The 22,115-nt window shown below is 68.0% G+C and carries 11 protein-coding genes and 3 rRNA genes; 3 read left to right on the plus strand and 11 right to left on the minus strand.

Going from position 1 to position 22,115, the window contains the following annotated elements:
* Positions 1-275: 275 nt before the first annotated feature.
* Together FGG90_RS08940 and FGG90_RS08945 are read right to left on the minus strand one after the other, a co-directional pair.
* Positions 276-3,866: a S8 family serine peptidase gene (locus tag FGG90_RS08940; protein WP_094127887.1), complete on the minus strand. Its 3,591-nt coding sequence runs from the start codon at positions 3,864-3,866 to the stop codon at positions 276-278.
* 246 nt (positions 3,867-4,112) lie between these two features.
* Positions 4,113-5,327: an NADP-dependent isocitrate dehydrogenase gene (locus FGG90_RS08945; RefSeq protein WP_094127884.1), complete on the minus strand. Its 1,215-nt coding sequence runs from the start codon at positions 5,325-5,327 to the stop codon at positions 4,113-4,115.
* Positions 5,328-5,528: 201 nt separating this feature from the next.
* Between FGG90_RS08945 and FGG90_RS08950 the strand changes: the two genes are divergently transcribed.
* The 3 genes from FGG90_RS08950 to FGG90_RS08960 all read left to right on the plus strand — a co-directional run bounded on the left by FGG90_RS08950 (position 5,529) and on the right by FGG90_RS08960 (position 6,919).
* The gene (locus tag FGG90_RS08950) at positions 5,529-5,981 is read left to right on the plus strand and encodes a GNAT family N-acetyltransferase (protein ID WP_086517744.1); all 453 of its coding nucleotides are present in this window, start codon (positions 5,529-5,531) and stop codon (positions 5,979-5,981) included.
* 3 nt (positions 5,982-5,984) lie between these two features.
* Positions 5,985-6,305 carry an MGMT family protein gene (locus FGG90_RS08955; protein ID WP_094127881.1) on the plus strand — a complete coding sequence of 107 codons (321 nt, stop codon included), beginning with the start codon at positions 5,985-5,987 and terminating at the stop codon, positions 6,303-6,305.
* A gap of 176 nt (positions 6,306-6,481) precedes the next feature.
* Entirely contained in the window at positions 6,482-6,919 is a 438-nt protein-coding gene (locus tag FGG90_RS08960; RefSeq protein WP_237583283.1) for a hypothetical protein, read from the plus strand.
* Positions 6,920-6,968: 49 nt separating this feature from the next.
* On the opposite strand, the gene FGG90_RS08965 is transcribed toward FGG90_RS08960, so the two are convergent.
* The 9 genes from FGG90_RS08965 to FGG90_RS09005 all read right to left on the minus strand — a co-directional run bounded on the left by FGG90_RS08965 (position 6,969) and on the right by FGG90_RS09005 (position 22,113).
* A complete protein-coding gene (locus FGG90_RS08965; RefSeq protein ID WP_094127875.1) occupies positions 6,969-8,777 on the minus strand; it encodes an ABC transporter ATP-binding protein in 1,809 nt (602 codons plus the stop codon).
* Positions 8,774-10,621, minus strand: a complete 1,848-nt coding sequence (locus FGG90_RS08970) for an ABC transporter ATP-binding protein (RefSeq protein ID WP_210433044.1) — start codon at positions 10,619-10,621, stop codon at positions 8,774-8,776. Before FGG90_RS08970 ends, FGG90_RS08965 begins: the two co-directional genes overlap by 4 nt.
* Positions 10,622-11,182: 561 nt before the next feature.
* The gene (gene ddaH / locus FGG90_RS08975; protein WP_272930224.1) at positions 11,183-12,337 is read right to left on the minus strand and encodes a dimethylargininase; all 1,155 of its coding nucleotides are present in this window, start codon (positions 12,335-12,337) and stop codon (positions 11,183-11,185) included.
* 416 nt (positions 12,338-12,753) lie between these two features.
* Positions 12,754-12,870, minus strand: a 5S ribosomal RNA gene (rrf, locus tag FGG90_RS08980).
* 116 nt (positions 12,871-12,986) lie between these two features.
* Positions 12,987-16,106: ribosomal RNA gene (locus FGG90_RS08985) — 23S ribosomal RNA — on the minus strand.
* 426 nt (positions 16,107-16,532) lie between these two features.
* Positions 16,533-18,053, minus strand: a 16S ribosomal RNA gene (locus tag FGG90_RS08990).
* The 16S, 23S and 5S rRNA genes sit together here, the layout of an rRNA operon.
* Before the next feature lie 563 nt (positions 18,054-18,616).
* On the minus strand, positions 18,617-20,233 hold the full coding sequence (gene purH, locus FGG90_RS08995) for a bifunctional phosphoribosylaminoimidazolecarboxamide formyltransferase/IMP cyclohydrolase (protein WP_094127872.1): 1,617 nt from the start codon (positions 20,231-20,233) through the stop codon (positions 18,617-18,619).
* Entirely contained in the window at positions 20,230-20,823 is a 594-nt protein-coding gene (purN, locus tag FGG90_RS09000; RefSeq protein ID WP_165771377.1) for a phosphoribosylglycinamide formyltransferase, read from the minus strand. Before purN ends, purH begins: the two co-directional genes overlap by 4 nt.
* A 9-nt stretch (positions 20,824-20,832) precedes the next feature.
* Entirely contained in the window at positions 20,833-22,113 is a 1,281-nt protein-coding gene (locus FGG90_RS09005) for a cell division protein PerM (RefSeq protein ID WP_094127866.1), read from the minus strand.
* Between the last annotated feature and the right edge of the window lie 2 nt (positions 22,114-22,115).

The following is a 22,115-nucleotide window of genomic DNA, read 5'->3' on the forward strand; positions in this document are numbered from 1 at the left end:
CCCCTTGCGACGCGCACGAAACCTCAACATACCCCGGGTATTCACCCTGAGAAAGGATCGGTGTTACCGCTGTGTAACAGTTCCGGATCGGGCGCGATCACCGCCATCTCGGGCATCTGGACCGGTTCGCACGCCGCCCGCCCCTGAGCGCCGACCCCTCTCACGGGGACGCCTTTCAGGCTCGGCCCCTCCCTCCTGTGTAGGTGCGCATCGCGCACGCGCGACGAAGGGCGGGTGCCCTGCGGCACCCGCCCTCCGTCGTCAGCTCGCGACGATCAGCGCACGACGATCCTCTGCGCGCGGCTCGTGCCCGCGCCGACGAGGTGGTCGCCCGCGTAGGCGGCCTGCACCGTGTGCGTCCCGGGCGCGATGCCCGTGAGATCCGCGCAGCCGTTCCCGGAGCCGTCGAGGGGCACGTCGTGCTCCGCCCCGTCCACGGTCACCCGCACCACCCCGGTGGCCGCCTGCGCCGCGGCCGACGTCACCGACACCTGCACGTGCACGCCGCCGCTCGGCGTGCCCTGCGGTCGCGTCGCCTGCAGGTGCACCGTCGCCACGGCCCGTGCGGTGACGGTCGGGCTCGTGGCGACAGCCGTCTGACCGTCGGGCGCGGTGGCCGTCACCTGCACGGCGAGCGACGTGCCCGCGACCGCGGGGGTCACGCGGAACGTGGATCCCGTCGCCCCGGCGATCGGCGTGCCGCCCGACAGCCACTGCGTGGCGAGCTTCACGCCCTGCGGCGTCCACGTGCCCGTCGACGCCGTGAGCGTCTGCCCGACGTCCGGCGTGCCGGTGATGGCGGGAGCCGTGGTCGCGGCGGGCGCGGCCGAGGCGGCGGGCGTGGTGACGTCCACGATCGTGCTGGCGGTGCTCCCGCCGTAGCCCACGACGCCGACGTAGGACGCGCCGGCGGCGAGACCCGACCACGAGGCCGTGTAGGTGGCCTTCTTCCCCGTGGTGACGGGGAGCGAGGCCGGTGAGACCGCGAACGCCCCCTCCCCTCCCGTGCCCTGCACGTCGTACGCCGTGAGGTCGTAGTCGACGCTCTTCGCCGAGCCCGCGAGGTTCGCGGCCTCCACGGTGACGACGTAGTCGCCGGCCGCCGGCGCCGGCACGACGATGCGCTCCGACAGCGACGACGTGTTCTGCAGCGTCACCAACGTGCGGTCGTCGTCGGTCTTGCCCGCCTTCTCCAGCTGCATCACGAGATCGGAGGCCCCGTCGACCGGCACCGCGTCGAGGACGAGCGCCTTCTCGCCCGCCTTCACCGTGATCTTGTTCTCGTCGCCCTCGGTGGTGCTGACGGTGCCCGTGTGACCGGTCTTCCCGTCGCCCAGCAGCTGGCCGCGCGCGAGCCCGGCGGTCGTCAGCGGGATCTTGCCCGTGATGCCGGCGTCGACGGACACGTCGACCTTCCCGCTCGTGCCGGTGCCGCCGACCGTCGCCGGGGCGGAGACCGCGGTCGGCCGCACCGCGATGGGGCTGCGGACGGTGCCGGCGGATCCGCTCCAGGTGAGCGAGCCGGTCGACCACGTGTCGGACGGCGCCCCGCGCTTCGCGGTGATGCGCACCTGGAAGGACTTCGTCTGGCCCGGAGCCGTGAACGTCAGCCGCGCGGGCGTGACCTTCACGTCCGCCTGGGACACCCCCTGGACGGATGCCGTCCAGGTGCCCGCGGTCAGCGACGTCACGGTGCGCGTGACGGTCGTGGATCCCAGGAGCTTCCCCACGCCGATGCTCGGCAGGTTCAGCTGGGACGGGGCGACCGGCGCCACCGGGTGCGGCAGCGCGAGCCCCGTGGCCGCGGCGTAGGCGGCCCAGTCCTTCGCGCCGCTCGGGTAGAAGAGGCCGGGCTGCAGGAACCGGTCCGGGGCGATCTGCCCCGCTCCCTGGGCGAAGGGATCGGTGACGGGCTTGCCGTCCGCGCCGACCGTGTCGGTCGCGGTCGTCATGATCGCCGACTTGACCTCCGCCGGCGAGGCCTTCGGGTGGACGCCGAGGTAGACGAGCCCGAATCCGGCGATGTGCGGCGAGGACATGGACGTGCCCGAGTACGCGGCGAAGGCGGGCTTGCCGCCGTCGTCGCTGATCGCGGCCAGGACGCCCACGCCCGGAGCCGTGACGTCCGGCTTGATGGTGTCCCCGCCGTCGACCACCTCCGAGGGGCCGCGGGAGCTGAAGCCCGCGACCTGCGGCGCGGGCCGCTCGACGCCCGTCGTGTTCCCCTTCGTCAGGGTCGCCGTGGCACCCGCCTTCGCCGCGTACGCGTCGATCGCGGCGTGCGAGTCGGCGTCGAGGTGCACCGTGGGGACGCTGTGGAGGTCGAGGTCCTCGGAGTCGGACTTCACGTTGCTGAGCACCATGCCGATGCCGCCCGCGCGCTTCACCTCCGCGCTCTTGTCGACGCGGGCGACCACGCCCCGGTCGCACAGCACGATGCGGCCGCGCACCTTGGCGGGGTCCAGCGTGCCGTCACCGCACAGCTCGGGGGACGTGGCGCCCTTCACCCCGGAGTCCGCCGCCCGCACGAGGGGTCCCTTCACCGGGGACCCCACGCTGACGGAGGCGCCGCTGAAGGCCGCCCCGCTGCCGAGGGTGACCGTCCCGGAGTAGTTGTCCGGCACGCTGCTGGCGGCGACGGTGGTGATCCACGGCTCCGGGTTGGAGAGCGTCCCGGCGTCGGGGCCGCTGTTGCCCGCCGACGCCGCGACGAAGACGCCGGCGTTCGCGGCGCCGAGCAGAGCGCGCTGGAACGTGTCCTCTGGCCTCCCCGCACCGCCGAGCGACATGTTGATCACGTCGACGCCGTCCGTCGTGGCCTGCTCGATCCCGGCGACGATGTCCGAGGTCGCGCAGCCGTCGTCGGTCTCCTTCTTGAGGTCGGGCCCACCCCAGCACACCTTGTAGGCCGCGATCTTCGCCGCGGGGGCGATGCCGGCGATGGTCTCCTGGACGGCGCCCGTGGTCGCCGTCACGCCCGCGTCGCCCGCGGCCGTGCTCGTGGTGTGGCTCCCGTGCCCGGCGGTGTCGAGCGGGGACACCTTCTCCTGCGGCCCGATCGGGCTGCCGCCCGCGGCCCAGCCGGCCTCGAACGCCCGTGCGCCGACGATCTTGGTGGAGCAGTCGTCGGCGGTGAACCCGTCGCCCGTCTGGCACGTCCCGTGGAAGACGGTGCCGTCGCCCTTGCGGAAGTCGATGCGGGATCCGTCGCGATACGGATCCGCCCCGGGCGTGGTCCCGAGGGGCGTACCCGCGAAGGAGGGGTTGTCGGGGGCGATGCCGGTGTCGAGCACGCCGATCACCGTGCCCTTGCCCGCCTCCCCGACGCCGCCCACCTTCGACCAGAGGCCCTTGTCGCCCTCGAGCCCGAGGAAGCGGGAGTCCGGCGTGGACATGGGGTGCATGATCCGGTCGGGCTCCACGCTCAGCACGCGGCTGTCGTGCGCGAGCGCCTGGACCTGGGCCGCCGTGAGCTTGGCCGAGAACCCGTCGACGGTGAGGGAGTACCGGTCGGTCGGGGTGACGCCCGCCGCGGTCGCCGCGGAGTCCTGGAGGTGCGTGAGGTGGTCGGAGTAGCGCTGGACGGCGTCCGACTGCGCGTCGAGCCGGGCGCCCGGGTCGACCTTCGTGCGCGCGAGCCCGTCGAGGGTGCCGTCGTACGCCGCGGCGGGCTGGTCCCGCAGGGTCACGAGGTAGCTGCCGTCCTTCGCGCCGACGGGGACGGACGCGGTCGGCGCGTCGTCCGCCGTGGCGGTCGTCGTGCCGGCGGCGACGAGCGCGAAGGCCAGGGCGCACGCGGCGAGGGGCCGGGTCGCGTGCAGCACGCGCCTCCTGCCGGGCGCGAGCGGGTCTCGATGGATGGGCATGGCTGTTCCCTCCTGTCGCCGGCGCACCGGCATCCGGATCCGCGGCGCACCTCGTGCGCTGCACGGCGGTCGCCGCCGTCGCGGACTCGCGTCGTCGACGCGATGGGGAGAACCGTAGGGAGGAATTCACAGCCCCCGTCGGCCCTCTGCACACGCGATGCGCACCCGGGCATGCGAGAGGCCCCGCCCCCGTATCGGGGGCGGGGCCTCTCGGCGTGCGGCGGCGTCGCGAGGACGTCCGCGGGATCAGGCCAGGCGCGCCTGCAGGTTGTCCGCGAGCGACGCGAGGAACTCCTCGGTCGTCTGGTACGGCTGGTCGGGCCCGACGAGGAGCGCGAGGTCCTTCGTCATCTTGCCGCTCTCGACCGTCGTGATGACGACGTCCTCGAGCGTGTCCGCGAACGTCTTGAGCGCGTCGTTGCCGTCGAGCTTGGCGCGGTGCGCGAGGCCCCGGGTCCAGGCGTAGATGGACGCGATCGGGTTCGTCGAGGTGGGCTTGCCCTGCTGGTGCTGGCGATAGTGGCGCGTGACCGTGCCGTGCGCGGCCTCCGCCTCGACGACCTTGCCGTCGGGCGTGGTGAGCACGCTCGTCATGAGGCCGAGCGAGCCGAAGCCCTGGGCCACGGTGTCGGACTGCACGTCGCCGTCGTAGTTCTTGCAGGCCCAGACGTAGCCGCCCTCCCACTTGAGCGAGGCGGCGACCATGTCGTCGATGAGGCGGTGCTCGTACGTGAGGCCGGCGGCCGCGAACTGCTCGGCGTACTCGGCCTCGAAGACCTCCTGGAACAGGTCCTTGAAGCGGCCGTCGTAGGCCTTGAGGATCGTGTTCTTCGTGGAGAGGTACACGGGGTAGTTGCGGGCGAGGCCGTAGGACAGCGAGGCGCGCGCGAAGTCGCGGATCGAGTCGTCGAGGTTGTACATGCCCATCGCGACGCCGGATCCGGGGCTCTGGAACACCTCGAACTGCTGCGGCTCGGAGCCGTCCTTCGGGGTGAACGTCATCGTGAGCGTGCCCTCGCCCTCGAAGCGGAAGTCGGTGGCGCGGTACTGGTCGCCGAACGCGTGGCGGCCGACGATGATCGGCTTGTTCCAGCCGGGCACGAGGCGCGGGATGTTGCTGATGATGATGGGCTCGCGGAAGATCGTGCCGCCCAGGATGTTGCGGATGGTGCCGTTCGGCGAGCGCCACATCTTCTTGAGGCCGAACTCCTCGACGCGCGCCTCGTCGGGCGTGATCGTCGCGCACTTGACGCCGACGCCGTGCTTCTTGATGGCGTTCGCCGCGTCGATCGTGATCTGGTCGTCGGTCTCGTCGCGCTTCTCGATGCCCAGGTCGTAGTACTCGAGGTCGATGTCGAGGTACGGGTGGATGAGCGTGTCCTTGATGGACTGCCAGATGATGCGCGTCATCTCGTCGCCGTCGAGCTCGACGACGGTCCCCTCTACCTTGATCTTCTCCACGAAGTCCTCCTCATGCTCGTCGGTGCCCTCCGTCCGCGCGTCTCCGTCGGCGCGCGGCGGGTCCGGCTCGTCGCCGGTGGATCCGTCGGCCAGCCTACCCGGCGAGGTGGTTGTCTCGACATCGAGACATCCCGGATCCCGTGATCCGGCGGGGCCCGCGGCGTCCTGGCCCGGCCGGGCGCCGGACGATACTGTGTGCGCATGAGCGACATGACACTCGAAGAGCTGAGCGCCCGCACGATCGTGGCGGCCAACACGCTGACGCTCAAGCCGGGGCAGGAGAACTACGTCGCCCCCGTGTCGCACTCCATCGCCGAGGCGTACGTGAACCCCACCACCGCCTGGCCGCGCGTGGTCGTGGAGGACGGCGAGGTCGTCGGCTTCATCATGGGCAACTTCGACCCCGAGGCGCACGAGGAGATCTTCCGCAGCTGCATCTGGCGCATCAACGTCGATGCGGACGCGCAGGGCCACGGCGTCGGCCGCTTCGCCGTGCTCTCGCTCGCCGACGAGGCGCGCTCGCGTGGCTTCGACCGCCTCACCGTCGTGTGGGAGCCGGGCGAGGACGGGCCGGAGGAGTTCTTCACGCACGTGGGCTTCGAGGTCATCGGCGAGACCCAGTACGGCGAGGCCATCGGCGCGCTGGCGCTCTAGCGCGTGGCCGTCTTCACGACGCCGGGCGAGTACACCGACCGCGTCCTCGAGGTCGTGGCGGAGATCCCGGCCGGCCGGGTCATGACCTACGGCGACGTCGCCGCCGTCTTCGGCCGTCGCGGCGCCCGCGCCGTCGGCATGGTGATGCGGTACCACGGCTCGGGGCTCCCCTGGTGGCGCGTGCTCCGGGCGGGCGGGCACCCGCCGACCGGCCTCGCGGACGAGGCGCGGCCCCGGTACGAGGCGGAGGGCACCCCGCTCCTCGACGCTCCTACGGACGCGGGCTACCGGGTGGACCTGGAGGCGGCGCGCTGGTTCCCGTGACGGGCTGAGGGGCGGCGCCGCCTCGTCGCCGGCGCTGCCGCCGGGTCGTCGCCTCGTGCCGCGCTCCGTCCGGCGCGCTGCGTCCGCCGCACGGCCGAGCCCGGATCATGCTCCGGGACCACCGCCGGGGCCTCGCGGCCGATGCGCCGATCCCGCTCGTCCGCTGGACTGGGAGCATGCCCCGACGCCCGTCCGCCCGCTCCCTCGCCGCCCTCCCGTTCGCCGGCGCCCTCGTCCTGGCCCTCGGCGGCTGCGGCGCCGCGAGCACGGTCGGCGGCATGACCAGCCCGGCCGACGCGCGCATCTACGCCACGACGGCGGACGCCGACGGACGCATCCCGGCGTGGATCCCCGCCGACGCGACCGACATCCGCATCAAGACCTCGCTGCGCGGCGAGGGCGCGATCCTCGGGTTCCGCTCCGGGACGCCGTCCGACCGGCTGGGCTGCGCCGCCGCGCCCGCCGACGCTCCCGCGCCCGCCGTGCAGGACACCTGGTGGCCGGATCCGTCGCCCGCCGCCGCCATGACGTGCGGCGACGGCTGGCTGGCCGCCGCCGACGGCGACGCCGTGCATGCATGGCTGCCGACCGGGTCCCCTGCGCTCGACCTCTGAGGCCGGGGCCGGACGCCACCCGCGCGGGAGGCGTCCGGCACCGACGTGGCTAGACCAGCGACTCCCGCCAGGCCGCGTGCAGCTGCGAGAACCGACCCGTGCCCTGGATGAGCGACTCGGGCGTCCCGTCCTCGACGATCCGGCCCTGCTCCATCACGAGCACGCGGTCGGCGATCGCGACCGTCGAGAGCCGGTGGGCGATGATGATGGCCGTCCGGTCCGCGAGCAGCGTCGTGAGGCCCTGCTGCACGAGCCGCTCGCTGGGGATGTCGAGCGAGCTCGTCGCCTCGTCGAGGATCAGCACCGCCGGGTCCGCGAGGAACGCGCGCGCGAACGAGACCAGCTGCCGCTGCCCCGCCGAGACGCGCCCGCCGCGCTTGTTCACGTCGGTGTCGTAGCCGTCGGGCAGGCTCGCGATGAACTCGTGCGCGCCCACCGCGCGCGCCGCCTCCTCGATCTCGCCGCGCGTCGCGTCGGGCTTCCCGATCGCGATGTTGTCCGCGACCGAGCCGGAGAAGAGGTACGCCTCCTGCGTCACCATGACGATGGCTCGGCGGAGGTCCTTCGGGTGCAGGTCGCGGAGGTCCACGCCGTCGAGCGCGACGCGGCCGGCGGACGGGTCGTAGAACCGGGAGATGAGCTTCGCGAGCGTCGTCTTGCCCGCCCCCGTGGATCCGACGAGCGCGATGGTCTGCCCCGCCGGCATGTCGAGGTCGAAGGTCGGGAGGATCGTCTTCCCCGTCCCGTAGCCGAACGCGACGCCCTCGAACGAGACGTGGCCCGTGGAGTGCCACAGGTCGACGGGCTGCACCGGGTCCGGCACGCTCGGCTCCTCCTCGAGCACGCCCGAGATCTTCTCGAGCGCGGCCGAGGCCGACTGGTAGCTGTTGTAGAACATGGCCATGTCCTGCGCGGGGCCGAAGAACTGGCGCGTGTAGAGCACGACCGCGAGCAGCGCGCCGATGCCGAGCTGGCCGTCCGCCACCCGCAGGCCGCCGACGAGCAGCACCACGGCCACCGTGATGTTGCCGATGAGGATGAGGCCCGGGTCGAAGACGCCGAACACCTGGATCACGCGCATGTTCGTGTCGCGGTACCCCTCGACGTGCTCGGAGAACTCGTCGGCGTTGCGCTTCTCCTTGCGGAACGCCTTCACCGCGCGGATGCCGGTCATGGTCTCCACGAAGTGCACGATGAGCCGCGCCGACTTCACGCGCGTCTGCCGGAACAGCGCCTGCGACTTGAGCGCGAACCAGAGGCTGAGGAAGAACAGCGGCACGAGCGCCGCGAGCAGCACGAGGCCGGAGACCCAGTCGAAGGAGAACAGCGCGATCGCGGTGAACGCCATGTACAGCGCGCCCTGCACGAGCTGGTTGATGCCGCCGTTGAGCAGCTCGCGGATGGAGTCGAGGTCGCTCGTCTGCCGGGAGATGATGCGGCCCGACGTGTAGGTCTCGTGGAACTCGAGGCTCAGCTTCTGGGTGTGCAGGAACATGCGCTTGCGGAGGTCGATGAGGATCTCCTGCGCGATGCGCGCCGACATCACCTGGTACTTCGCCACCAGCACGGCGCCCGTCACCGCGACGAGGACGTACGCCCCGATGACGAGCGCGAGCAGCGTGAAGTCGCCCGTGTCGAGCAGCGACGGCAGCGCGCGGTCGAGGCCCACGCCGATGAGCGCGGGGCCGGCCACGTTCGCGGCGGTCGCCACGAGGATCGTGGCGGCCGTGAGGATCAGCGTCCGCTTGACGGGCTGGACGGCGCTGACGAGCAGCCGCGTCGAGCGGCGGCGGATCTGCCTGCTCTCGGCGCGGGAGAAGTCGTCCCTCTCCTCGCCGGTGACTCCGGTGACGCTCATGCTGAGGCCTCCTCGCGCACGGTGTTCCCTTCCACGTCCAGGCTCGAGATGACGAACCGGTAGTGCTCGCTGGTGGCGAGCAGGTCGGAGTGCCGACCGACCGCGGTGATGCGGCCGTCCTGCATGAGCGCCACCCGGTCCGCGAGCATCACGGTCGAGGGGCGGTGCGCCACGATGAGCGCGGTGGTGGAGGCGAGCACGCGACGCAGCGCCGCCTCGACGAGCGCCTCCGTGTCGACGTCGAGCGCCGAGAGCGGGTCGTCGAGGACGAGCACCGAGGGCGCCGCGGCCACGGCGCGGGCGAGCGCGAGGCGCTGCCGCTGGCCGCCGGAGAGGCTGAGCCCCTCCTCGCCGACCGTCGTCTCGATGCCGTCCGGAAGGTCGCGCACGAAGCCCGCCTGCGCGATGTCGAGCGCCTCCTGCAGCACGCGCTCCGCCTCGGGACCGCCGTCGGCGAGGTCCGGTCGCCCGAGCAGCACGTTGTCGCGCACGCTCGAGGAGAACAGCGTCGCGTCCTCGAAGGCCATGGCGATCCGGCTGCGGAGCTCCTCGAGACGCAGGTCGCGGATGTCCACGCCGTCGAGCTCGATGCGGCCGCCCGTCACGTCGTAGAGCCGGGTGGTCAGGGCCGTGAGCGTCGACTTGCCGCAGCCCGTGACGCCCACGAGCGCCATGGTCTCGCCGGGCAGCAGCTCGAGGTCGATGCCGTCGACGAGGTCCGCCTGCCCCGCGGGAGCGTCCTGGTAGCGGAAGTGCGCGTCGCGGAAGACCAGGTGCCCGCAGGGACGGGCGATGGTCGCCGGCGCGTCGGGGTCCGTGATCGCGTCCTCCTCGTCCATCACCTCGAAGTAGCGGTCGATGGCCGTGCGCGCGTCGAAGGTCATCGACAGCAGGAAGCCGACGGACTCGATGGGCCAGCGCAGCACCGCGGCGGTCGCGAAGAAGGCCACGAGGTCGCCCACCGAGATCTGGCCGGCGGACGCGAGCAGCACGCCGCCGAGCAGCGCCAGGGCGAAGGTGATGTCCGGCACCAGCAGCAGCCACAGCCAGATGCCGGCGATGGCCTTCGCCTTCTTGATCTCGGTGCCGCGCAGCTCCTCCGCCTGCTCGGCGAACGCGTCGTGCATGTGCTTGCCGCGGCCGAACGCCTTGAGGACGCGGATCCCGTGCACCGACTGCTCGACGCTCGTCGCGAGGTCGCCGGACTGGTCCTGGCTGAGGCGGGCCACGGACGAGTACTTCTGCTCGAAGAGGTAGCCGTAGACCCAGAGGGGGATGGAGCAGACGAGGAAGCCGATGCCGAGACGCCAGTCGATGGAGACCAGGAACCCGATGCCCACCAGGATCGTGAGGATGTTCACGACGAACAGCACGAGCCCGAACGCCATCCACCGGCGGATGAGGTTGAGGTCGCTGACCATGCGGGACAGCAGCTGGCCGCTCTGCCACCGGTCGTGGAAGGCCACGGGCAGCCGCTGCAGCTTGCGGTAGAAGGCGTTGCGCATGTCCGCCTCCATCAGGGTGCCGGGCTTCAGCACGAACCAGCGGCGGAGCGCGATCATGGCGGCCTCGAGGATGCCGAGGCCCAGGATCAGGAGCACCGCGGGCACCACGGCCGCGCCGTCCCCGTCGCCGAGGGGTCCGTCGACGAGGCCGCGCAGGATCTGCGGGATGATCAGCGCCAGCAGCGAGCCGACGAGGGCGACCACCATGCCGGCGACGATGCTCGGCATGGCCGGGCGCGCGAACGGCAGGAGGCGCATCAGCACCGCGATGGTGCCGGGCCGGGGGCCGTGGCGATCGGAGGGGGGCGCGGCCTGGTCGGCGGGCGGTGTGCTGGGCACGAGGCGTTCCTTCGGTAGGCCCGATCCATGGCGGTCGGGCGGTGGTGCGGCGGCGGTCGGCGTCAGGACGCCGACGGCGAGGTCGTGGTGGAGCGGCGCGGTCATCCGGAGACGGCCTCGAGGGGAGCCGGCGGCGGGTGACGACGGCAGGCGGTGAGCACGACGGCGGGCACGAGACGCGCATGTCGGGACGGAGGGAGGCGGGTGGACCCGCGGCACGGATCCGGCGGGAGGTCGAGGCGTGGGCGGCGCCCTCCCGGCAACGTCTAGCGGGCGGTGCCCGGGCGGAGGCCGTGGAGGCGCACGCGGAGTGCGCCAGCGGAGGTCGAGTGCGTGCGTGCGTCTGTCGTCGATGTCGTGGTCATGACACCCTCCCTGGCTGCGTATGCGATTCACGTGTGGGCCGCACCGACCGGACCATGTGGATGTCCGCTCTAGGCAGCCTTTCAGGATACGCAGCGGGGTCGAGACGCACAAGAGCCCGCCGCGCATCTGAGGATGCGGGGCGGGCTCTCGTGCGAGGAGCGCACGGCGCGGGACGCGCGGCTCCGGTGGCCGGGATCAGCCGATGCGCACCGAGAGGCAGGTGACGCAGCCCTCGAGCTTCTCGAACTCGCTGATGTCGACGGTCACCACCTCGTATCCGAGGCTGCGGAGCAGATCCGCGGTCCGCGGGGCCGCCGCGGAGAGGAGCAGCGTGTGCTCGTCCAGCGCGACGACCGCGGTGCCCGCGGCCTCCGGCACCGGGAGGAACGAGGGGAAGAGGCGGGCGGCGTCGACCAGGGGCTCGTGGCCGATGACGGTCCCGTCCGGAAGCGCGGTCACCTGCGACTTGAGGTGCAGCGTCGAGGACACGGGGACCGCGACGACGGCGTAGCCGAGCGGACCCGCGATCTCCCGGAGGCGGCGGATGCCCGCGGCGTTCGTACGGGAGCTGCTGCCGACGTAGAGGGTGCTGCCGACCTCGAGCACGTCTCCCCCGTCAACCGTGGCGGGGAGGTCGATGGAGACGACGTCGAGACCGAGGTCGCCGAGGGCCTGCTCCACCCCCGGCCGCTCCCCGCGACGCGAGTCCGCCCCGGAGGTGAGCACGACCGCGGTGCCGCCCAGCACGACCACGGCGTCCTCGACGAAGACCGAGTCGGGGTTGGCGTCGGCCGGCGGGACCTCGCGCGTGGCCCATCCGTGCTCCTCCAGGGCGAGGACGTAGCGCTCCCACTGCTGGTCGGCGAGCTCCGCGTCGATGGGCTGCCGGTCCAGGTGCGTGAGCTCGCCATCGGCCAGATGCGAGGAGGGGATGCGCACCAGCGCCACCCGCTCGCGCGGGCGCTCCTCCGCGTCGCCGGACAGGCGCAGCCACAGTCGACGTCCGAGGAGCACCGACGCGAGGCTCACGCCGAGGACGAACATGAGGTTGAGACCGAGGATGGTCTCGAGGAGCGGGCCGACGATGTCACCCGTGAGCGGGGCTCCCTGTCCCATCGCGCCGACGAGGCTCCCCAGGACAGCGGCGACGACGGCGGCGAGCACGGAGCCGACGATCGCGCTCCACACGCGCCGGTAGGCGCCGACGCCCGCGAGCGCCGCCAAGAGGACGAAGGCGATGAGCGTGTGCACGGTCCAGTAGTCGAGGAGCGTGACCAGGACGGCGGCACCCGGCTGGTTGGCGCTGAAGAGCGTGAGCACGCTGAAGAGCAGGCCGAGGATGGCGGACACCCCCGCGGAGACCAGGGCAGCGGAAAGGGCGCGTCCAAGGGAGGTTCCCCCGCTGCGCGTCGTCAAAGCGGTGCGGGCCGACGGAGCGGTCGCGGCGGCGGATCCGGCGGATCGCCCCGAGCCGGCGGTCGGCGTGGTGGACGCCGAGGCGGGTGCGGCCGAGGTGCCCGCCTCGCTCGTCGGCTCCTGTGCATCGGGGACGGAGGAGCGGTGGTCGTCTGGGTCGTTCTCACGGGGATCGGTCACGACCCACGACCCTAATCCCCGGGCGCATGGCCTCGATGGGAACGACCTGGACGAAGGGACTGCATGAGGCGGTCCTCTGGCACGAGCCGCTCACACCTCTATACAGAGCCCGTTAACGCAGGAAGGCCCGTCGCACGAATGCGACGGGCCTTCCCGTTTACCCAAGTTAAGTCCGGCGGTGTCCTACTCTCCCACAGGGTCCCCCCTGCAGTACCATCGGCGCTGAGAGTCTTAGCTTCCGGGTTCGGAATGTGACCGGGCGTTTCCCTCTCGCTATGGCCGCCGAAACACCTCATACACACCCAAAAGGGCATGAAATCTGTGATGAATCGACCAGTCAAGCTGGTTGTTCAATTGATACCCGACCGTATATCGGGAACCACATAGTGGACGCAAGCAAAGTGTTTTCAAGATATCGGCTTATTAGTACAGGTCAGCTCCACGAGTCTTTAGTCCTCGCTTCCACATCCTGCCTATCAACCCGGTAGTCTAGCCGGGAGCCTTCACCCTAAAAGGGATGGAAATCTCATCTCGAAGCCGGCTTCCCGCTTAGATGCTTTCAGCGGTTATCCGTTCCGAACGTAGCTAATCAGCGGTGCTCCTGGCGGAACAACTGACACACCAGAGGTTCGTCCATCCCGGTCCTCTCGTACTAGGGATAGATCTTCTCAAATTTCCTACGCGCGCAGCGGATAGGGACCGAACTGTCTCACGACGTTCTAAACCCAGCTCGCGTACCGCTTTAATGGGCGAACAGCCCAACCCTTGGGACCTACTCCAGCCCCAGGATGCGACGAGCCGACATCGAGGTGCCAAACCATGCCGTCGATATGGACTCTTGGGCAAGATCAGCCTGTTATCCCCGAGGTACCTTTTATCCGTTGAGCGACAGCGCTTCCACAAGCCACTGCCGGATCACTAGTCCCGACTTTCGTCCCTGCTCGACTTGTCAGTCTCACAGTCAAGCTCCCTTGTGCACTTACACTCGACACCTGATTACCAACCAGGTTGAGGGAACCTTTGGGCGCCTCCGTTACTCTTTAGGAGGCAACCGCCCCAGTTAAACTACCCACCAGGCACTGTCCCTGAACCGGATTACGGTTCGAAGTTAGATATCCAGAGTGACCAGAGTGGTATTTCAACAATGACTCCACCCGAACTAGCGTCCGAGCTTCACAGTCTCCCACCTATCCTACACAAGCCACACCGAACACCAATACCAAGCTGTAGTAAAGGTCACGGGGTCTTTCCGTCCTGCTGCGCGTAACGAGCATCTTTACTCGTAGTGCAATTTCGCCGAGTTCGCGGTTGAGACAGCTGGGAAGTCGTTACGCCATTCGTGCAGGTCGGAACTTACCCGACAAGGAATTTCGCTACCTTAGGATGGTTATAGTTACCACCGCCGTTTACTGGGGCTTAAATTCTCAGCTTCGCACTTGCGTGCTAACCGTTCCTCTTAACCTTCCAGCACCGGGCAGGCGTCAGTCCGTATACATCGTCTTGCGACTTAGCACGGACCTGTGTTTTTAGTAAACAGTCGCTTCCCACTGGTCTCTGCGGCCTTCAAACGCTTCAGGAGTAAATCCCTACACGCCTCAGGCCCCCCTTCTCCCGAAGTTACGGGGGCATTTTGCCGAGTTCCTTAACCACGATTCTCTCGATCTCCTTAGTATTCTCTACCTGACCACCTGAGTCGGTTTGGGGTACGGGCGATTGGAACCTCGCGTCGATGCTTTTCTCGGCAGCATAGGATCACTGATTTCGTCCGTGAGGACTACCCATCGGGTCTCAGGCTACATAGAAGACGGATTTGCCTATCTTCTGCCCTACATCCTTAGACCGGGACAACCATCGCCCGGCTCAGCTACCTTCCTGCGTCACACCTGTTAATACGCTAAACGCCCCAGCGTAGGGTCGTGTGCTAGGCCAAGACCGTCACCCCGAAGGGATCGAATCAAGGATTCAGACACTTAGCATTACTGGATTGTCTTGGGCGGTTCTTCATCGGTACGGGAATATCAACCCGTTGTCCATCGACTACGCCTGTCGGCCTCGCCTTAGGTCCCGACTTACCCAGGGCGGATTAGCCTGGCCCTGGAACCCTTGGTCTTTCGGAGGACGGGTTTCTCACCCGTCTTTCGCTACTCATGCCTGCATTCTCACTCGTGTGGCCTCCACGGCTGGTTCACACCGCCGCTTCGCTGGCCACACGACGCTCTCCTACCCATCCATACGGCTGGACCACGAAGGCCTGCCTGTAATATAAATGCCACAACTTCGGTGGCGTGCTTGAGCCCCGTTACATTGTCGGCGCGGAATCACTTGACCAGTGAGCTATTACGCACTCTTTCAAGGGTGGCTGCTTCTAAGCCAACCTCCTGGTTGTCTATGCAACTCCACATCCTTTCCCACTTAGCACGCGCTTAGGGACCTTAGATGGTGGTCTGGGTTGTTTCCCTCTCGACGATGAAGCTTATCCCCCACCGTCTCACTGCTGCGCTCTCACTTACCGGCATTCGGAGTTTGGCTGAAGTCAGTAACCTTTTGGGGCCCATCGTCCATCCAGTAGCTCTACCTCCGGCAAGAAACACGCAACGCTGCACCTAAATGCATTTCGGAGAGAACCAGCTATCACGAAGTTTGATTGGCCTTTCACCCCTATCCACAGCTCATCCCCTCCATTTTCAACTGAAGTGGGTTCGGTCCTCCACGACGTCTTACCGTCGCTTCAACCTGGCCATGGATAGATCACTTCGCTTCGGGTCTAGAACATGCGACTCATACGCCCTATTAAGACTCGCTTTCGCTACGGCTGCCCCTCACGGGTTAACCTCGCCACATATCACTAACTCGCAGGCTCATTCTTCAAAAGGCACGCTGTCACACCAACAAGGGTGCTCCAACGGTTTGTAAGCAAACGGTTTCAGGTACTATTTCACTCCCCTCCCGGGGTACTTTTCACCTTTCCCTCACGGTACTTGTCCGCTATCGGTCATCTGGGAGTATTTAGGCTTATCAGGTGGTCCTGACAGATTCACACGGGATTTCACGGGCCCCGTGCTACTTGGGATACTCTCCGGACAGGCGACGACATTTCGACTACGGGGTTCGCACCCTCTATGACTGGCCTTTCAAGACCATTCGTCTATATCGCGCTCATTGCCCTCACAGCTCGGTAGAACTGTACGGAAAGTCCCGCAACCCCGACCATGCAACTCCTACCGGATATCACACATGATCGGTTTGGCCTCTTCCGGTTTCGCTCGCCACTACTAACGGAATCGCTTTTGCTTTCTCTTCCTGTGGGTACTGAGATGTTTCACTTCCCCACGTTCCCTCTACCCGCCCTATATATTCAGGCGGGAGTCACCAGGTCACCCAAAGGGCCTGGCGGGGTTTCCCCATTCGGAGATCCTCGGATCAAAGCTCTATTATCAGCTCCCCGAGGCTTATCGCAGATTTATACGTCCTTCTTCGGCTCCAGATGCCAAGGCATCCACCGTTTGCTCTTAGAATCTTGAAATCACATGAGATTGAATCGTTTCGCCTCCCCTAGAGGAGACAGAATTGACCAATGATCTATAAATAGATCTTTGTGATCCACCGGAAAACCGGTGAATCTAAGATGCTCGCGTCCACTGTGTAGTTCTCAATATACGGGCGGTACCCCACCACCATCCACTCAGGGACGACGGAAAGGGTCCGACAAGAAACCAGACACACCCGAAGGTGCGGCCCGGTCCCTCAGGACCCAACAGCGTGCAACATGCCCTCGACACCCCGCACCACGTTCCCACCCCACAAGGAGGCGTACTAGCAGCACGACGAATCAGCCGGCATCAATGTCAATGTTCCACCCATGAGCGCCACCGCCAGGACGAACGCCTGACGCGTGACTTGGCACCCTTGATCTCCCTGTATACAGAGGAGAGGTGCACATGCTCCTTAGAAAGGAGGTGATCCAGCCGCACCTTCCGGTACGGCTACCTTGTTACGACTTAGTCCTAATCACCGATCCCACCTTCGACAGCTCCTCCCTTGCGGTTAGGCCACTGGCTTCGGGTGTTACCGACTTTCATGACTTGACGGGCGGTGTGTACAAGGCCCGGGAACGTATTCACCGCAGCGTTGCTGATCTGCGATTACTAGCGACTCCGACTTCATGAGGTCGAGTTGCAGACCTCAATCCGAACTGAGACCGGCTTTTTGGGATTCGCTCCACCTTGCGGTATCGCAGCCCTTTGTACCGGCCATTGTAGCATGCGTGAAGCCCAAGACATAAGGGGCATGATGATTTGACGTCATCCCCACCTTCCTCCGAGTTGACCCCGGCAGTCTCCTATGAGTTCCCACCATTACGTGCTGGCAACATAGAACGAGGGTTGCGCTCGTTGCGGGACTTAACCCAACATCTCACGACACGAGCTGACGACAACCATGCACCACCTGTATACCGACCTTGCGGGGCACACATCTCTGCATGTTTCCGGTATATGTCAAGCCTTGGTAAGGTTCTTCGCGTTGCATCGAATTAATCCGCATGCTCCGCCGCTTGTGCGGGCCCCCGTCAATTCCTTTGAGTTTTAGCCTTGCGGCCGTACTCCCCAGGCGGGGAACTTAATGCGTTAGCTGCGACACGGAGACCGTGGAATGGTCCCCACATCTAGTTCCCAACGTTTACGGCATGGACTACCAGGGTATCTAATCCTGTTCGCTCCCCATGCTTTCGCTCCTCAGCGTCAGTTACGGCCCAGAGATCTGCCTTCGCCATCGGTGTTCCTCCTGATATCTGCGCATTCCACCGCTACACCAGGAATTCCAATCTCCCCTACCGCACTCTAGTCTGCCCGTACCCACTGCAGACCCGAGGTTGAGCCTCGGGATTTCACAGCAGACGCGACAAACCGCCTACGAGCTCTTTACGCCCAATAATTCCGGACAACGCTTGCACCCTACGTATTACCGCGGCTGCTGGCACGTAGTTAGCCGGTGCTTTTTCTGCAGGTACCGTCACTTTCGCTTCTTCCCTACTAAAAGAGGTTTACAACCCGAAGGCCGTCATCCCTCACGCGGCGTTGCTGCATCAGGCTTTCGCCCATTGTGCAATATTCCCCACTGCTGCCTCCCGTAGGAGTCTGGGCCGTGTCTCAGTCCCAGTGTGGCCGGTCACCCTCTCAGGCCGGCTACCCGTCGTAGGCTTGGTGAGCCATTACCTCACCAACAACCTGATAGGCCGCGAGTCCATCCCCAACCGAAATTCTTTCCACGACCAGACCATGCGGCCAGTCGTCATATCCGGTATTAGCTACCATTTCTAGCAGTTATCCCAGAGTCGGGGGCAGGTTACTCACGTGTTACTCACCCGTTCGCCACTGATCCGCCAGAGCAAGCTCTGACATCACCGTTCGACTTGCATGTGTTAAGCACGCCGCCAGCGTTCGTCCTGAGCCAGGATCAAACTCTCCATAAATGCTTAAACGCACGACCACCCGAAAGCAGCCGGCACATCTAAAGCCAGACGTGAACGGGAATCGAACACGAACCAGCAAGTTTGAAACCGACAGAACAAATCATTACTGACTTGCTTGTTTGTTTAAATGTTTTCCAAAGGAATCCGGACACCATCCCAAAGGGACGATGCCACGGGTATTTGGCATTTGACATTGTGCACGCTGTTGAGTTCTCAAGGAACGGACGCTCCCGACACCGACCATCACAGCCAGCCATCGGAGCTCACACTCCACCGCTCCCCGTGGGAGTGATCCAGACCAAACAGCCCAGCACTCACGTCGGAAGCAGAATCAGACCCTAGCTCAGTTGGTGGTACACACGCAACCCGTAAGCCGCGGCAACTTCTGTTTCACCAGGATCATCACCCGCCAGAACAGCTCCGGAAGCTTTTCGCTTCCCGCCCGTTCCGGCGACAAGAGGAGACATTACGCGGACCACCCCACCCCCGCAAAACAACCCGCATCCCGGGCGTGTCGCGACGGTCGCGGTCGGCGGCCCCGGAGGACCGCCGGCCGTGGGGCGTCAGTGGAAGAAGTGGCGCTCGCCCGTGAAGTACATGGAGACGCCGGCGGCCCGGGCGGCCTCGACGACCTCCTCGTCGCGGACCGATCCCCCGGGCTGGACGACGGCGCGGACCCCGGCGTCGAGCAGGACCTGCAGCCCGTCGGCGAAGGGGAAGAACGCGTCGGACGCCGCGACCGATCCGGCGGCGCGGTCACCTGCGCGCTGCACCGCGAGGTGGCAGGAGTCCACCCGGTTGACCTGGCCCATGCCCACTCCCACGGATGCCCCGTGCTGGGCGAGCAGGATCGCGTTCGACTTCACCGCCCGGCAGGCCTTCCACGCGAACTCGAGGTCCGCGAGCGTCTGGTCGTCCACGGGCTCGCCCGTCGCGAGGGTCCACCCCTCCGAGAGGCGCCGCCCGTCGGTCGGGAACGCGTCGCTCGACTGGACCAGGTAGCCGCCCGAGATCTGGCGCGCCTCCAGCCGCTCGCGGTGGTACCCCTCGGGGAGCGTCAGCAGGCGGAGGTTCTTCTTCGACTTCAGCAGCGTGAGCGCGTCGTCGTCGAAGCCGGGCGCCACGAGCACCTCGGTGAAGATCTCCTTCACCGTCTCCGCCATCCCGAGCGTGATGGTGCGGTTCGCGGCGATCACTCCCCCGAACGCGGACACCGGATCGCAGTCGTGCGCGCTCCGGTGGGCGGCGGCGATCGCGTCGACCGCCCTCGGGGGCGCCACCGCGATGCCGCACGGGTTCGCGTGCTTGATGATCGCGACGGCCGGCTCGACGAAGTCGTACGCAGCCCGCACGGCGGCGTCCGCGTCGACGAAGTTGTTGTAGGACATCTCCTTGCCGTGCAGCTGGGTGGCCTGGGCGATGCCCGCCCCGTCGGCGCTGCGGTAGAGGGCGGCGTCCTGGTGGGAGTTCTCCCCGTACCGGAGCACCTGCGCGAGGTCGCCCGCGACGCCGAAGGACGCCGGCCAGGTGGGCGCCGCGTCGTCGGAGCCCACGACGGACTCCCGGAAGTAGTCCGCCACCGCCCGGTCGTAGTCGGCGGTGTGGGCGAAGGCGGCGGAGGCGAGCCGGCGCCGCTGGGCGAGCGTGGTTCCCCCCGCCCGGACGGCCGCGATCACCTCGTCGTAGCTGCGGGGCGAGACGACGATGGCGACGTTCGCGTGGTTCTTGGCGGACGCCCTCACCATCGCCGGGCCGCCGATGTCGATCTGCTCGATGACATCCGACACGGGAGCGCCCGACGCCACCGTCTCCACGAACGGGTACAGGTTCACGACCACCAGCTCGAACGGCGAGATGCCGAGCTCGGCGAGCTGGGCCTCGTGCGACTCCAGCCGCAGGTCGGCGAGCAGGCCCGCGTGCACCGAGGGGTGCAGGGTCTTGACCCGCCCGTCGAGCACCTCCGGGAAGCCCGTCACGTCCTGGACGGGGGTGACGGGGAAGCCCGCGTCGGCGATCGTGCTGGCCGTGGATCCTGTCGAGACGATCTCGACGCCGGCCTCGGCGAGGGCGGACGCCAGCTCGAGGAGCCCGGTCTTGTCGCTCACGGAGACGAGGGCGCGCGTCACGGCGATGCCGTCGCGGTCGCGGAACAGGGACGGGTCGTGACGGGGTCCGCTCATGCGGTGGTCAGCTCCTTGAGGTCGATGGTGCCGAGGGCGATGGCGCGCACCGTGTCGACGAGGAGCCTGCGCTCCACGACCTTGATGCGCTCGTGCAGGGTGTGCTCGGTGTCGTCGGGCTCCACCGCGACGCGCTCCTGCGCGAGGACGGGCCCGGTGTCGACGCCTGCGTCGACGACGATGAGTGAGGCGCCGGAGGCGGGCACCCCGGCGGCGATGGCGTCGCGCACCGCGTGGGCGCCGGGGAACTCGGGCAGGTACGCGGGGTGCGTGTTCACGAGGCGCGGCGCGAACGCCTCGACCGCGCGTGGAGGGAGGAGCCGCATGAAGCCGCTGAGGACGACGAGGTCCGGGTCCCACCCCGAGACGGCGGCCATTAGCTCGTCCCCCCAGGCCGCGCGATCCGGGAAGCTCGCGAACGGCACCGTGAAGGTGGGGATGCCGCGCTCCTCGGCGAACCGCAGCCCGTCGGCGTCGCGATCCGCTCCGACCGCGACCACGCGCGCCGGGTACTCCGCGTGATCCGCCGCCTGGAGGAGGGCGAGGAGGTTGGTCCCGCTGCCGGAGATGAGGACCACCACGTTGAACACGGCCACAGCCTATCCGCGTCCTTCCGGGCTCCGCCGGACCAGCGGGGCCATGAGGCCGGAGACGAACATGCCCGCCACGGACGCGACGCCGATCTCGAGGAACGCGGCCAGGAGGATCCAGCCCGCGGCCGGACCGACGTCGGCCAGGCGACCGGGGCCGGCCGCCCCGCCCGACAGGGCCGCGAGCAGGCAGAGCACCAGGGCGCCGACGACGCCCATGCCGAGCCCCGCCGCGAGGAACCACGGCCAGCGCCTGGCCTCGGGCTCGGGGATGCGCGCGACGCGCGGCGACAGCGCCACCGCGGCGACGAACGCCACCACCACCGGGACGAGGATCCCGAGGTAGCCCAGGTCGAGGGTGCCCTGCGGCAGGATGCCGAGCACCGGGACGGACGGGATCGGGCCGACGGTCGTGCCGAGCGGCGAGACGGAGGACCCGGTCCCGAGGGCGAAGCCGGGGCCGATGAGCCAGGACGAGGCCCACATCACCAGGTTCGGCAGCAGCGCGATCTGCCCGAGCGTGAGGGCCACTCCCCCGACGATCCCCGTCTGCAGGGTCTCGTAGAGCGTGATGACGGTCGCGTACCGCAGGCCGAGGAGGACGGCGACGACGACCGACGAGACCGCGACGACGGCGAACGCGGCCGCCGCACCGCCCCGGACGGCCGTGGCCGCGACGGATGCGGCGCCCTCGGGGAGGCGGTCGAGCGCCTCCCGGCCCGCGCGGATGAGCCCCGCCGCGCGACCGGATGACAGCGAGCCCCACCACCGGCCCGCCCGGGCGCGATCGACGCGCGTGACGACCCCGATCAGCAGGCCGAGCGCGAGGACCAGCGTCGGGAGCACCGCGCCGCGGACCACGGCGGGGGCGACGCCCTCGTGCTGCGCCGCGAGCGCGAGCCCCAGGGAGAGGACCGCGGTCGTGGCGACGGCCGAGGCGGCACCGGCTCCGGGGTGGTCCGTCTCGACGATGCGGCGTCCGGCCCGGATGCCCAGGAGCAGCGTGAGCAACGCGAAGCCGAGGGGGGCGAGCGACAGCGCGAACGGCGCATCCACGACGGGGAGCCCGAGGGCCGTCGCGAGCGACGGATCGAGCGATGCCGTGAGCGGGACGCCGTGGCCGAGCAGCCACAGGTCGACGGCCGTCCGCGCGAACACGCCCCAGTCGATCTGCAGGTCGTACTGCCCGGCCCAGAGGACGGTGAGCGGCACGAGGGGCAGGGCGACGCCGACCCCCACCACCAGGAGCGCTTCGAGTGCCGCGAACAAGGCGGTTGCGTGTCGGTTCATGC

Source organism: Clavibacter michiganensis subsp. tessellarius, from assembly GCF_021922985.1.
Lineage (GTDB): Bacteria > Actinomycetota > Actinomycetes > Actinomycetales > Microbacteriaceae > Clavibacter > Clavibacter tessellarius.

Excerpts from the sequence above, each read along its gene's own strand:
- FGG90_RS08940 (WP_094127887.1), bottom strand. The coding sequence starts at position 3,866 with ATGCCCATCCATCGAGACCCGCTCGCGCCCGGCAGGAGGCGCGTGCTG.
- FGG90_RS08950 (WP_086517744.1), top strand. The coding sequence starts at position 5,529 with ATGAGCGACATGACACTCGAAGAGCTGAGCGCCCGCACGATCGTGGCG.
- FGG90_RS08960 (WP_237583283.1), top strand. The coding sequence starts at position 6,482 with ATGCCCCGACGCCCGTCCGCCCGCTCCCTCGCCGCCCTCCCGTTCGCC.
- FGG90_RS08965 (WP_094127875.1), bottom strand. The coding sequence starts at position 8,777 with ATGAGCGTCACCGGAGTCACCGGCGAGGAGAGGGACGACTTCTCCCGC.
- purH (WP_094127872.1), bottom strand. The coding sequence starts at position 20,233 with ATGAGCGGACCCCGTCACGACCCGTCCCTGTTCCGCGACCGCGACGGC.
- FGG90_RS09005 (WP_094127866.1), bottom strand. The coding sequence starts at position 22,113 with ATGAACCGACACGCAACCGCCTTGTTCGCGGCACTCGAAGCGCTCCTG.